The sequence below is a fragment of the Fibrella aquatica genome, from assembly GCF_041321135.1.
Taxonomy (GTDB): Bacteria; Bacteroidota; Bacteroidia; order Cytophagales; family Spirosomataceae; genus Fibrella; species Fibrella aquatica.
In genome coordinates, this window is sequence record NZ_JBGGWF010000009.1 from 67,745 (window position 1) to 81,247 (window position 13,503).

At 51.0% G+C, this 13,503-nt stretch carries 9 protein-coding genes; 5 read left to right on the top strand and 4 right to left on the bottom strand.

Going from position 1 to position 13,503, the window contains the following annotated elements; all coding sequences use genetic code 11:
• The first annotated feature begins 9 nt into the window (after window positions 1-9).
• A complete protein-coding gene (locus tag ACAW87_RS18830; RefSeq protein WP_370725189.1) occupies window positions 10-798 on the top strand; it encodes a rhomboid family intramembrane serine protease in 789 nt (262 codons plus the stop codon).
• A gap of 89 nt (window positions 799-887) precedes the next feature.
• Window positions 888-1,808: a rhomboid family intramembrane serine protease gene (locus ACAW87_RS18835; RefSeq protein WP_370725190.1), complete on the top strand. Its 921-nt coding sequence runs from the start codon at window positions 888-890 to the stop codon at window positions 1,806-1,808.
• A 106-nt stretch (window positions 1,809-1,914) separates the two neighbouring features.
• Here the strand turns inward: ACAW87_RS18835 and arfB are convergent, their stop codons facing one another.
• The 3 genes from arfB to ACAW87_RS18850 all read right to left on the bottom strand — a co-directional run bounded on the left by arfB (window position 1,915) and on the right by ACAW87_RS18850 (window position 5,258).
• Window positions 1,915-2,316 (bottom strand): alternative ribosome rescue aminoacyl-tRNA hydrolase ArfB, encoded by a 402-nt coding sequence (gene arfB, locus ACAW87_RS18840; protein WP_370725191.1) that lies wholly within the window; start codon window positions 2,314-2,316, stop codon window positions 1,915-1,917.
• A gap of 8 nt (window positions 2,317-2,324) precedes the next feature.
• Window positions 2,325-3,389, bottom strand: a complete 1,065-nt coding sequence (locus ACAW87_RS18845; protein WP_370725192.1) for an App1 family protein phosphatidate phosphatase — start codon at window positions 3,387-3,389, stop codon at window positions 2,325-2,327.
• A 387-nt stretch (window positions 3,390-3,776) separates the two neighbouring features.
• A complete protein-coding gene (locus tag ACAW87_RS18850; protein WP_370725193.1) occupies window positions 3,777-5,258 on the bottom strand; it encodes a M28 family peptidase in 1,482 nt (493 codons plus the stop codon).
• Window positions 5,259-5,475: 217 nt separating this feature from the next.
• Between ACAW87_RS18850 and ACAW87_RS18855 the strand changes: the two genes are divergently transcribed.
• Window positions 5,476-6,708, top strand: coding sequence for a 4-hydroxy-3-methylbut-2-enyl diphosphate reductase (locus tag ACAW87_RS18855; protein ID WP_370725194.1), 1,233 nt, complete (start codon window positions 5,476-5,478; stop codon window positions 6,706-6,708).
• A 108-nt stretch (window positions 6,709-6,816) separates the two neighbouring features.
• Here the strand turns inward: ACAW87_RS18855 and ACAW87_RS18860 are convergent, their stop codons facing one another.
• A complete protein-coding gene (locus ACAW87_RS18860; RefSeq protein ID WP_370725195.1) occupies window positions 6,817-8,514 on the bottom strand; it encodes a glycoside hydrolase family 10-like protein in 1,698 nt (565 codons plus the stop codon).
• A gap of 219 nt (window positions 8,515-8,733) precedes the next feature.
• On the opposite strand from ACAW87_RS18860, the gene ACAW87_RS18865 reads away from it, so the two are divergent.
• Both ACAW87_RS18865 and ACAW87_RS18870 read left to right on the top strand, forming a co-directional pair.
• Window positions 8,734-11,604, top strand: a complete 2,871-nt coding sequence (locus ACAW87_RS18865; protein ID WP_370725196.1) for a TonB-dependent receptor — start codon at window positions 8,734-8,736, stop codon at window positions 11,602-11,604.
• Window positions 11,605-11,663: 59 nt separating this feature from the next.
• Window positions 11,664-13,370 (top strand): IPT/TIG domain-containing protein, encoded by a 1,707-nt coding sequence (locus tag ACAW87_RS18870; RefSeq protein WP_370725197.1) that lies wholly within the window; start codon window positions 11,664-11,666, stop codon window positions 13,368-13,370.
• The last annotated feature ends 133 nt before the right edge of the window (window positions 13,371-13,503 follow it).

A 13,503-nucleotide genomic window follows, 5' to 3' on the forward strand; every position in this document is an offset into this window, starting at 1 on the left:
CTAATTCTTATGTTTAATATTACGCCTACCGTTCGTCTGTTGCTCTTCGTCAATGTCGGTGTCTTTCTGTTGACATCGTCGCTGGGGGCATCAGTAGTTGACCGGTTTGCCCTTCATTCGGTACTTTCCGACCAGTTCAGCCCGATTCAGTTCATTACGCATCTATTCATGCATGCTGGATTTGGTCACTTATTCAGCAATATGCTGGGTCTGATCATTTTTGGTCCGTTGCTGGAGCAATTCTGGGGCCCGCGTCGTTTTTTCTCATTTTATCTGATGACTGGCCTGGGTGCAGCGGCTTTGTATCTGGGTGTGAACTACTACGAAACGGCTGCTTTGGTCGACGGCTTCAATACCTTCAAGGCCAATCCAACCAATGGGGAGTTTCTGGGGTTTATCAATGAGCACGCTCCCTCAATTTATGATCCGTTGGAGCCTTTTATCCAGAAATTTGACGCTGACAAGGCTAATCCGACGTATATTGAGCAAGGTATCCGTTTACTCAGCACGTACGTCAGTGAGCACATGGATACGCCAATGGTGGGGGCCTCAGGGGCAATTTTTGGTATCATTATGGCGTTTGGCCTATTATTCCCCAATACCGAATTATTCCTGCTGTTTATCCCTTTTCCTATCAAAGCGAAGTACTTAGTAGGTGCCTACGCAATCTGGGAAGTATACTCCGGAATCTATCGGGCGCAGTCTGACAACGTGGCGCACTTCGCTCATATTGGCGGAATGCTTTTTGCCTACATTATTATTAAAATTTGGGGGTCTCAACGAAAAACATTTTACTAAAAAAAGATGTAAGACAATAGACATAAGCTGATAAGCGGAAAGACCGCTGCGTTGCTTCCTTTGTCTTATATCGATTAATCCGGTGTACAATGAGCGGACTACTTGACGATTTTAAGTCCGAATTCAACAAGCCCAACAACACGTTGGTGCAGTTGATTTTGATCAATGTGGTCATCTTCGTGACTGTCATTGTTGTATTGGTGGGTTCTAAGATTTCCAGTCATCCGGAGGTCTACCAAACGGTGCTCGACCAGCTAATGATGCCCTGGGTGCCTATGGCGCTACTCCAGAAACCCTGGACGGTGCTTACCTATGCCTTTACCCACGCTGATCCGTTCCACATTCTCTGGAACATGATCTTCCTGTACTGGTTTGGTCGCCTTATCGAAGAATACCTCGGTAGCCGCCGGCTTATCGGGCTGTATATTTTGGGCGGTCTCGGCGGAGGGTTATGCTATTTTGCCAGTTATAACCTGGTTCCTTATTTCAGCACACAAGTCGGCGGGCAGGCGTTGTTGGGCGCATCGGGCGCGGCACTGTCGGTGGCGGTAGGTGCAGCCACGTTATTGCCGAACTATACCTTCCACCTGCTGTTTATCGGGCCGGTACGTATCAAATACATTGTGCTGTTTTTCGTAATTCTCTCGTTCTTCAACTCGGTAGGCAGCAATGCCGGTGGTAATCTGGCTCACCTGGGCGGGGCACTGGTTGGCTTTAGCTACGTAAAACTGTTACAGGCCGGTAGCGACATGGGCCGCCCTATCTACTGGTTAATGGACCGTTGGAACGGTTTATTCCGATCGAAGCCACCGGTAAAAGTATCGCAACGGCAACGAAGCACGCAGGCCACGGCCAGTGCTTATGCATCGGTCGGAAGCACTAATACTGCACCATCAATGCCCGATCAGGATGAAGTCGATGCTATTCTGGACAAAATTGGCCGTTCCGGCTACGAAAGCCTAACCCGCGAAGAAAAGCAAAAGCTGTTCCGGGCAAGTCAGAAAGGATAAATTAAAGTCCAAAGTTTAACGTCTAAGGTCCAAGGTTGCTTTGCTATGTCAATATATGACTGAGCAGCGAAGCAACCTTGGACCTTAGACGTTAAACTTTGGACATCTATTCCTCCACTCTTCGCCGCGCTGATTTAACATCGGCTCGGCGTTTTTTTTCGTCCAACCTTTGGGCAACGGCGGCTTTGCTGGGTTTGCTGGCCTTCCTGGGTTTGGGAACCTCAAACGCCTTCGCAATCAGCCGGTCAAACTTCTTAATGACCTTTTCTTTGTTGGCCAGTTGGGTACGTTCCGTCTGATGGGTAAGCACCAGTTCACCCTCATTAGTAAGTTTATTAGCCAGTTTTTCTGAAAGCCAGATACGTTGCTCGTCGGTCAGCAGAGGAGAGTCACGCACCGAAAAGCGCAGCTCTGCTTTGGTAGCTACCTTATTTACGTTTTGTCCACCCGCACCGCCACTACGGGCAAATTGAAAGGTAAGGTCAGGGTGAAGGGTGGTGGGATTCATGGTGGTGTTTATTTTTCTTCGTCAGCCTGTCGGTCAGCTCTGATTTCGGGTAGCGTATCGGGGTCAATGAGGCCAAGGCTGGCGGCGTGTTCGGCGGCGGCAACCGTGTCGGTCACCAGCATCATGGGTACGTTGAAGTTGGCCGCTGCCTGAATGAGTTTCCGAACATCTTCATCGCGCCTATCCTCGATGGTCACGTCGCGAATATACACTGCTTTGATACGTCCTGGATTGGCCTCGATCACGTCGGCGTAAATCTCCGGGTCCTGCTGACCGCTGTCTCCCAGCAGAACGAAAGGTAGATCCGGGTTCACAGCCAGAATTTTGTCGATCATATCGCGCTTGTGCGTATGGTGCCCTTTCGACGAAATAAAATCGGCGTTCAATTCAATGTTACGGAGAAGAAGCGGCCCCTTAGGAATACCCTGAATCCGGAAAAAGTCGATCAACAGGTCGTAGATATTCCACGGGCTGCTTGAGACAAAATAGATCGGATTGAAAAGCGTGGTAGTAGCGCCACTTTGCAGCGCCCGGTAAAATGCCGACACACCCGCGAACGGCATGCGCGAGAAGGCATTTTCCAGGAAGGTGAGCTTTAGCGTTTGCCAGATATTGGTGGCCCCCGTAACGAGCACGGTATCATCAATATCAGAAATGATGCCGAACTGACTATAGGCCGGGGCAATCATTAGCTGACCATCTTTAATCACCTCGCGTGTGCCCGACCCCGATGGGCCTTCGTACCCTTCGGGCTGTTCAACGCCTTCCAGCACGTACCTAACCGGAAACCACGCCCGACCGGCGGGTAACTCAATGTTAGGGTCGATGGTGGTATTGAAATAGCCGTCTTTGTCGGTTACAGTACGAAAAACCTGCCCAAACGTCTCGATGCGAACGGTGATGCCGCCCACTTCAGTGGTCAGAAATCGGCTAACTGTTGCCGATAAATTTTCCCAGAAGGGGGCCCGATCGGCGGGTGAGGCGAGTTCGTTCTGTCTGAGTACGCGGCCCGTAAGCCAAATAGCGTGTGGGGAGCCAAAGCCCCGGAAGTAGATAATCTGATATGGTTTCATGGACAGATATAACTCGATATAATTTGATGCTGTTCAGGTACCAGCTCAACGCTACATGGCTATAAACCAAAAATTCCCGCTGACTGAGCGGGAATTTTTAGTTTGTGCGACTATTACTGACCCGAATTGAGCGGATCGTTTAGGGCCACCCAAATTAAATATCGGATACTGTAAACCATTTGTTTGAAAGCCTGAATCATGTTCGTGTAGTTGATGGATGCAAAGGTAAGCCAGCATACTTACCATAATGTATATGAGTTAACAAGCGGTCATGAAAATCGTATAAACGGTCGATAAAATGCGCTATGTCACATTCAGTCTACTTAATACATCAACAACAATATTGTTGATCAGATGTTCATATAATCTGACTAAAGAAATGGCCGCTTATTCTTTCCAGCGCCATTCATTGGCAATTTGCAACGGGGTACGTAACCCCTGTGTAATCAGAAAGTCACGGGTTTTGGTATCATCGAGGCGGCGGGCAGGCAGCTCTTCAGTATCGGCAATGGCGTAAAGAACCATCGAGCTGTAGCGAACCGTGTTTTTTAAATGATCCTTATTCACCAGATTCATCCGGTCACAGTTGGCGTGGTAACAATCCAGCGTTTCACGGGGGAGGTTACCATTCATGCCCACGATGGGTACGCCTTCGATCATAAAGGGCTGATGGTCTGAGTGTAAACCGGCTCGATTTTCCTGCGTATTGGTGAAACCAGCATCTGTTTTCTGCATTACTTCACCAACTGATTTCAGCAAGGTTACCATATCATCGCGACCAAACGCATTAATACCGACCGGGTTGCTGGTCATATCGAGGTTCATCATGTAACGTACCTGATCGAGCTGCCCCGATTTTTTATAGGCTTCGGTCATGGCTCTCGAGCCAAGCAGACCCTGTTCTTCACCCATGAACAAAACAAATTCAATGGTACGGCGGGGTTTCAGTTTCAGGGTTTTAAACGTTCGGGCAATATCCATCACCGAAAACGAGCCAATGCCATTGTCAATCGCGCCCGTTGCCAGGTCCCACGAATCGAGGTGACCGCCGATGACGATTTTTTCGTTGGCAAGTTTTGAGCCGGGCAAGGTGGCTACAATGTTGCGAGCCTTGATCTTCTTGCTGAAGTTCGTCATGTCGATCATAGCGTGCAGGCGATCGTTTTGCTCTTCAGCCATCCACTTTCGCAGGGCTACGGCACTTTCGTAGGTAATACAAACCGACGGAATTGGAATCAGCTTACCCGTCACCGAGGCGGTGCCCGTAAGCAACACGTTGCCGGGTACCAGGTTCACCATGATTACTCCCGCTGCCCCATTTTGAACCGCCAACGCCGTTTTTTCGGACCGGTGCAGGTTGCGTGCGCCTTTGGTGGGTGATGATAAACCAATGTTGACCAGCACAATTTTGCCTTTGATCTGATCCTTCAGCGCCGAAAAATCGCCTTCCAGACCATTACCTACGTCGATGATTTCTCCGCGGACGTGCGCTTCAACGGGAGAATGAGCGAGTGAGACCACACTTATCTGCCGAAAATTGTCAGACTTGTTGGGTACGATGGCTAAGGTGCAGGTATCGCGCATCCACGATTCTACTTCAAAGCTTTCGTAACGAACATCTTTAAATCCGTATTGACGCAACAGGTTGAAAGCATATTCCTCGGCTTTGGCTCCGTTGGGGCTTCCCGTCAGCCGATGGCCGATTGTTTGACTGGCATCGGCGAGGGTTTCGTAGGCACGGCTGTTCTGAAGAACCTCCTGATTGATGCGACCGAACACCTTCTCGAGCGAAGGACGAAGTGGTTCGGTAAAGGCGGTAACAGTTAGTATACCAACTGTTACAAGAAAGAGAGTAAAGAGTTGTCTCATTAAGACAGGGACTAGCTAGTTATGAGTTAAATATACGAAAATCAGACGTTTATGTTGACGTAAAAACGGGCAGATAGTTTCACTGGTATTGCTTTACATTAGGCCAACGTACCTACGAACAAAGCGCTGAAGGGTATTGTTCTTGCTGTAGCAGGCCAGATTGTACCTTTGCGCCATTGGTGCCTGGTTCGTAAATCGGCTTGCCTCCCTGAAGAATATGAAATCGTTTGATATCCCCGCTTACTACCGCAGCACAATTATTACGCCATTAAAAGAGTTTCGGCGGCGGAAAGATAAGTTGAAGCGTGACTTTACGCCCACAATCCTGGATTTTGGACCAGTCCGTTTTTTGATTGCGCGACATTTTGGTTTCTGCTACGGGGTTGAAAACGCCATTGAAATTGCCTATCGGGCTATTGCCGAAAACCCGGATAAGCGTATTTTCCTGCTCAGCGAAATGATCCACAATCCCGATGTGAACGCCGATTTGCAGAGTCGGGGCGTACGTTTCCTGCTCGATACGCTCGGTAAGCCGTTGATTCCATTCAGCGAACTAACACCCGCCGATGTGGTGATCATCCCGGCTTTTGGTACCACGCTGGAAACGCAGCGTGAACTAACCGCTATTGGCCTCGACGTGGCTACCTATGATACCACCTGTCCGTTTGTGGAAAAGGTCTGGAATAAGGCGACTCAGATTGGGCAGAAAGCGTACACGGTGGTGGTGCACGGTAAACCGAGCCATGAAGAAACCCGTGCCACGTTTTCGCACAGTAAAGAAGGTGCCCCAACGGTGGTGATCAACGACATGAAGCAGGCGCAGCGGTTGGCCCTTTACATGACCGGTGAGCTACCGGCCGATCAGTTTTTCATTGAGTTTGCCAATCAGTATTCCGTAGGCTTTGATCCTGCCCGCGACCTTCGCCGCATTGGCGTGGTGAATCAGACCACCATGCTAGCCTCTGATACACAGGGTATTGCTGATTTTTTGAAGCAGACCATGATTCATCAATACGGTCTTGAAGAAGGGTCTGCGATGGTCGAAGAGCACTTCGCCAATACCCGTGATACGCTTTGCTACGCCACCAACGATAACCAGGAGGCAACCTACGCGTTGCTAACGTACCCGGCCGATTTTGCCGTGGTGGCGGGTGGTTACAACTCTTCGAATACGCAGCACATTGTCGAACTCTGCGAGGAAAAGCTGACGACGTATTTTATTGAATCAGACCGTAAAATCCTGTCCGACACGCTCATCAGTCATTACAATCTGCACACAAAGCAGGAACTGGTCACCGAAAATTACCTGCCCGCTACCCGCCCCGTCACCATCCTGCTCACCTGCGGTGCCTCCTGCCCCGACGCGGTAGTTGAAGGCGTATTGAACCGCCTGGTAGCCGCTTTCCCGGATGCAAAGCCAGTGAAAGAAGTGATGGGAGCTTTTAACTGAGAAGGTTCAAAAGTTCAATGTCTAAGGTTCAACGTTGCTCTGCTAAGCCATGTAACTGGCCATTAGCAGAGCAACGTTGAACCTTAGACATTGAACTTTTGAACCTTCTTAGTTAAATCCCTTATACACCAGCGTGCTGCCTTCGCTTTCGTTGTGTAGGCGGTCTACGGCGGTGATGACGTAGGTGTATTGTTTTTTGGGATCGGCTGTGCGGTCTACTAAACGGGTGCCTTCTTCAGGGCGGCAGATCGATAGGATACGGCGGGGGTCGCTGGTGCGCGGTAGTCGGGTGCCTTCGGTGCGGTAGATGACGTAGCAACGTACCCGGTCGAGTTCGGTAGCCTGAGCCGGTTCCTGCCAAAACAGTTCAACACCATCGGTGGCCGGAGCGGCTTTCAGGTTCTGCGGCTGACCAGGTGGTTTGGCGTCGATCCAAGGCATGGTCGGAATCAGTGCCGGAAACTGATAAAAGTTCGTTCGCAACGAGTCGCGGCTACTGGCCATGTTGGTCTGCAATGACCGGGCGCTGAAAAACACACTGCCCGTTACATCGGCGTACTGCCGGTTGTGACGCATCTGATCGGCGAGTTGGCTGGCTTCGCCCCAACCGGTATCTGTTTTGGTGTTTTTCCCCAACCGATACGCCCCCTGACCAATATACAGGTGGTGGTTGCCCCGGTTCTTCACCCACCAGTCGACCAGTGTTTTGTAATTGGCCCGGTCGAAACGGGTCGAGAAGTAAATCTGAGGTACCATATAGTCGACCCAGTCTTCTTTTGCCCACCGGCGAATATCGGCGTAGAGGTCGTAATACGCCTGCCCACCAAACGTAACCGATCCTTCGGGATCGCTCTTCTGATTCTTCCAGATACCGAACGGGCTGATGCCGAATTTCACCCATGGCTTCACCGACCGGATCGAGTCGCCGATTTGCCGGATGAGCTTGTCGATGTTCTGCCGCCGCCAGTCGTCACGTTTCAGACCATCGGCGTTGTATTGCTGAAAAGCAACATCGTCAGCAAATGACGACCCAACGGCACCAAACGGATAAAAATAGTCGTCGAAATGAATGCCATCGACGTCGTAATTCCTGACAATGTTGGCCACGGTACCCGCTACATAAGCGCGTACTTCGGGCAGGCCGAGGTTGAACAGCTTCCGGTTGCCATAGTCAACCATCCAGTTGGGGCGTTGATAGCTGATGTTGGTGGGTGCCACGCTGGCTGTTTTGCTAAACGTAGCCCGGTCGAGGTTGAGCCAGGCATGAAATTCGAGATTACGGGAACGAGCCTCCTGAATCATAAACTCCATCGGATCATAAAACGGATTGGGCGCTAATCCCTGCTGACCGGTCAACCATTCTGACCAGGGTTCGGCGCTTTTCGCATAAAACGCATCGGCGGCGGCACGTACTTGAACCACTACCGCGTTAAGTCCTGTCTGCTGACTCATGTTGAGTAACTCGATAAACTCGCGTTGCTGATCGGCTACGGGCAACGCCTTTTTGCTGGGCCAGTCAATATTGTCGACGGTGGCGATCCAGACAGCGCGGAACTCGCGTTTGGGCGGCGCTAACGTACCTGGCTCCAGCGGAGGCTCCAATAATAACGTATCGAAAACGGGTGCTGGACGGGGCTGAATTTTGGCAACGGCGATGGTAGTCGGGGTAGGGGTAGAGACCACTGTCGAAGCCGAAGGTGTGCTAAATACAACCCGTGCCGATTTGGCCGGTTTGTCGGCCCGGTGACAACGAAGTAAGCAAAAACCGAGGAGGAGCACCAGCCCGATACTATAAATGATACGCATAACGGAGAATCAACAGTCGATTATATGGCGAAGATACACGATGGCAAAAGGTTGTAGCGGGGAAAGTTAAAGATGGTTGATTATCAGTTATTTATGGCTTAGATGGGTTCGCAGGCATGTTGGTTTAATCATAACCTACCCGTAACCTTCACGTAACACTGAGGTAACACTACCCCGGTAGTTTTGCAGCGTCAAATCCGGTAAAGGATAAACGCCAATATGAAACACGTAATATTTATCTGCTCACTATTTCTCTTATCAGTGAGTGCCTTTTCCCAGACGGGTATCCTGCGCGGTACCATTCGTGACGGAAAAACCAACGAAGCCATCATCGGAGCCACTGTGCAGGTGATGGGATTAGCCACAACAATGGGTGGCAGCACTGACGTAAACGGTCAGTTCGAATTGAGTAAAGTACCGGCCGGTACGCACACCATTCAGATCAGCTACGTTTCCTACACCACCAAGTCGATTCCAAACGTAAGGGTCGAGTCGGGTAATGCCACGGTACTGGAAACGGATCTGGTTGAAGACAACAAAACCCTACAGGAAGTAGTGGTAAAAGCGGGCCGGACCACCAATACCGAAATTGCCGTAGTGACCGAGATCAAGCAGATCAAAGCAATGGCCGTGGGTGTATCGGCTCAACAAATTCAGAAATCGCAGGACCGTGACGCCGCCGCCGCCATTCGCCGTGTACCGGGCGTCAGCATCGTAGATAACCGCTTCGTGCTTATTCGTGGTATGGGTGCCCGGTATAATTCAGTGCTGATCAACGATGTTATCACGCCATCGAGTGAAGTAGACACACGCTCGTTCTCATTCGATCTGGTTCCTAGTAACATTATCGACCGTATGATCGTGTACAAAACCGGTCTGGCCGAACTGCCGGGCGATTTTGCCGGTGGAGCCATCAAGATTTACACCAAACGTCGTCCAGAGCAAAACTTCTTCGACGCGGGCGTTACGTTTGGCTATCGGGGTAACACAACCGGGCAACAGGTGCAATCGCACAGCCGGGGTGGTTTGAACTGGTTAGGCCTTTGGAGCGCCGATCAGCAGATTCCGAGTAGCTTTCCCGCCAGCTCAGGTGAGTTCAATAACCTGAACTCGTTGCAGCGTGCTGCTTATGCGCGGTTGTTGCCCAATACCTGGGCTATGCAGCCAATGACCGTGGCACCTGATGTTCGGGTAGCCCTGAATTTTGGTCGCCGTTTCGATGTGGGTAATGTACGGGTGAGCAACCTGACAAGCGTGAACTACGCCATGACCCATCAGGCCGCCGATGTTGAACTGAAACTATACGATGAAGCGGCTCAGGCCAACTCCGTTGCTCAGCAATACAACGATGCCACTTACTCACGGGGAACCCGTTTAGGTGTACTCCATAACTGGTCGGCCCGGATTTCGCCGCTGTTCAACCTGGAGTGGAAAACGCTATTCAATCAGTTGAGTACGACCGAAACTGTACAACGTGTTGGGCAGCAACTGGCCAACAACCTCGACGTGCGCTCGTTCTCGCAGCGTTTCGAGAACCGCAGCATTCTGACGTCGCAATTGGCGGGTGAACACACCATTAATGAACTGACGAAAGTAAACTGGATCGGTAGCTTCAGCTATACCGGCCGGTGGGAGCCCGACTGGAAACGCGCCCGTTACCTCCGTTCCATCGGAACGAGTGAAGCGTTTGCCATTGCTACGCCACAAGATCCAACGCCCAATGAGGTAGGCCGATTCAATTCGACTCTTCACGAATACGTCTATTCGGGGATAGCCAATATTGAACATGCGTTTGGTAACCCAACCGACCGTGAACCAAACCGGATCAAGGGCGGCGTTTACTACGAACAGAAAAATCGCGATTTTGCCGCCCGTTTCTATGGCTACAATTCAGTAGGAGATAACGCCCTGAACGTTCGGACGCAGGACATCGGCTCAGCCTTTTCTTTCGATAATATCAACGGTTCTAATGGCCTGACGCTCCGTGATGGCACCCGCGATCTGGATTCGTATCAGGGGTTGAATAGCTACTACGCCGGGTACGTTAGCGGCGACGTGTATCTGGGAACCCGCACGAACCTGACCCTTGGCTTCCGGGGTGAATACAACGATCAGAGCCTTCGATCAACCATCAGAGGGGTGGATACGCGACTGGTATCGAACAAGATCTTCAGCCCGCTGCCTTCGCTCAACCTGACCTACAAACTGAGCGAACGCGCCAACGTACGTCTCGCGTATTCGTCGACCATCAACCGTCCTGAATTCCGGGAGATTGCTCCGTTCAGCTATTTCGATTTCAACCTGCTGGCCGACATTCGCGGTAATACAACGCTGACTACGGCGACTATTCAGAACGTAGATGCCAAATGGGAATTCTACCCCACTTCGGGCGAATTGATCTCGGTAACCGGTTTTTATAAACACTTCAAAAATCCAGTTGAATCACTGTTGCTGAACCAGCCCAATACGCTGTCATACACGTTCATGAACGCGGAATCGGCACAGAACTACGGGGTAGAAATCGAAGTGCGGAAAGGCTTCACGGAGTCGCCGAGTCAATTCCTGAAAAATGTATCGGTGGTGGGTAACCTCTCGCTGATTCGGAGCAGTGTGAATGTTGGTGAGGTCGTGACAGCGCCGGATTTGGGCGGTCAGATTCAAGAGTACCGTGGCCTGACTGATTCAAAACGGCCACTTGCCGGTCAGTCTCCTTACCTGTTCAACGCTGGGGTGTACTACGCGGCTCCTAAGTCGGGCTGGCAGGGTAACATTCTTTACAACGTGTTTGGCCAGCGGATTTTCGCTGTGGGTAACGTAGCTAACCCAACCATTTACGAGATGCCCCGCCACGTGGTTGACCTGAACCTGACTAAGACCATTGCTAACCGGTTAGAGTTCCGGTTGGGCATCCAGGATATTTTGAATCAGTACGTTCAGTTCTCGCAGGACTTCAACCGCGACGGTAAAATTGGTAAAGACGTGACCTCACTGTCGGCCGATGCCGATCAGAATACGCGTCGGTTCCGCCGGGGCAGTTACTACACGTTGTCGGCTATCTACACCTTTGGTCGCCGGGTAATCGTGCCTTAGTGCCTGTGGTTGGGCTGCAAAAAAATTACCAATAAATCAATTCACTTAATTCACTTCCCATGCAAGTAGTAAGCAAACTGGCCTACACACTGCTCGTCCTCTTCGGATTAACAGTTGCGTTCACCGCCTGTAAAAATGATGATCAGCCAGCACCTGTGCTGGGTATCACCAGCGTCAGCCCAACCACGGCGCCCATAAACAGCACAGTAACCATTACCGGTACTCAGTTCAACGCTACTCCAGCCAGCAACACCGTAACATTTGGTGGTAACGCCATTGCTGAAATCGTCACTGCTTCAACTACACAACTGGTCGTTCGTGTACCTGCCAACGCACAGAATGGCGCTATTACAGTAGCGACTGGTGGACAATCGGTAGCCAGCACACAGGTTTTCTCGCTTGGGAGCCGTCCAATCATCGAAAAATCGGGTAATATCACAGCCAGTGAAACCTGGTCGGCAAGTAACGTATACCTGATCCGTGGCTTGACATATGTTAAGTCGGGAGCCGTTGTGACCATCGAGCCGGGTACGATCATCAAAGGTGGCGACGCGACTCTTGATCCAGCGAACCAACAAAAGGGTGGTACGCTGATTGTTGAAGCGGGCGCCAGGTTAGAGGCCAAAGGTACGGCGACGAACCCAATCGTATTTACATCGAACAAGCCTGCCGGTCAGCGGAATTATGGCGACTGGGGTGGCATTGTCTTGATTGGGAAATCACCACACAACCGCGCTGCCAACACCGGTTTTGAAGGCGGTATTTCAGGACAGCTTGGTTCATTCAACGAGCCTGCCGATAACTCAGGTACGTTGCAGTACGTGCGTATTGAGTTCCCCGGTATCGCCTTGACAGCCAATAACGAAATCAATGGTTTAACCATGTACGGTGTTGGTAGCGGTACAACCATCGATCACGTTCAGGTGTCGTATTGCGGCGATGATTCGTTCGAGTGGTTTGGTGGAACAGTAAACGCGAAGTACCTGATTGCTCACCGTGGTTTCGATGATGATTGGGATGCTGACTGGGGCTACAGCGGTAAAGTGCAGTATGGTGTGGCGCTTCGTGATCCAAACGTAGCTGACCAGTCGTTTTCTAATGGCTTTGAGTCAGATAATTTCTCAGGTACGGGTCAGGCGGCTGCTCCTGCGACTAATAACGGCTTGCCACTTACTTCGGCGGTATTTGCCAACATGAGCAACTTCGCCTTTAGCGGTACACCGTCTGCTGCCAACACTGCGGGTGGTAGTGGGGCCTATCAGTCGGGCATGCACATTCGCCGTAACACCAACATCAGCATTTTCAACACGCTGCTGTTCGGTTACCCAGAAGGATTACGTTTAGACAACGGTAACGCGGGTGGAACGGGTACACGCGCTAATATGACTGCAGGTACGTTACAACTGCGCGGTATTGTGCTGGCCAACACTGGCACTGCGTCAACAACGGCAGTTCGGGGCGATAACCTAGGTACAACGGGTATTACCAACGCTGAGGCGCAGACATTCTTCAATACGACCGCTTTTGCGAACACAGTCATTCCATCAACGGCCGTGGCCACGTTGTTGCTCAATGCCAACAACTTCAGCCTAACGGCTCCTAACTTCCTGCCTGGTACGGGTTCACCCCTACTGACAGGCGCTATCTGGGACGGCAAAGGCGCAGATTCTTTCTTCGATAAGGTAACATTCCGCGGTGCTTTCGGAACCACCAACTGGACACAGGGCTGGGCCAACTGGGATCCGCAGAATACAAATTATAACTAGAGTCAGAGAGGGGCCGGGTGTGCTTAGTAACGCTCTGCATTCTATACACTCAACGTTCTTTTAGTTCAATTCATATTGGTGTCGCAACAAAGGCCGGGAGCATTGCTTCCGGCCTTTTTTCACCTCACCCCCA

Coding starts and splice junctions, on each gene's coding strand:
- ACAW87_RS18830 (WP_370725189.1), top strand. CDS start 10: ATGTTTAATATTACGCCTACCGTTCGTCTGTTGCTCTTCGTCAATGTC.
- ACAW87_RS18835 (WP_370725190.1), top strand. CDS start 888: ATGAGCGGACTACTTGACGATTTTAAGTCCGAATTCAACAAGCCCAAC.
- arfB (WP_370725191.1), bottom strand. CDS start 2,316: ATGAATCCCACCACCCTTCACCCTGACCTTACCTTTCAATTTGCCCGT.
- ACAW87_RS18845 (WP_370725192.1), bottom strand. CDS start 3,389: ATGAAACCATATCAGATTATCTACTTCCGGGGCTTTGGCTCCCCACAC.
- ACAW87_RS18850 (WP_370725193.1), bottom strand. CDS start 5,258: ATGAGACAACTCTTTACTCTCTTTCTTGTAACAGTTGGTATACTAACT.
- ACAW87_RS18855 (WP_370725194.1), top strand. CDS start 5,476: ATGAAATCGTTTGATATCCCCGCTTACTACCGCAGCACAATTATTACG.
- ACAW87_RS18860 (WP_370725195.1), bottom strand. CDS start 8,514: ATGCGTATCATTTATAGTATCGGGCTGGTGCTCCTCCTCGGTTTTTGC.
- ACAW87_RS18865 (WP_370725196.1), top strand. CDS start 8,734: ATGAAACACGTAATATTTATCTGCTCACTATTTCTCTTATCAGTGAGT.
- ACAW87_RS18870 (WP_370725197.1), top strand. CDS start 11,664: ATGCAAGTAGTAAGCAAACTGGCCTACACACTGCTCGTCCTCTTCGGA.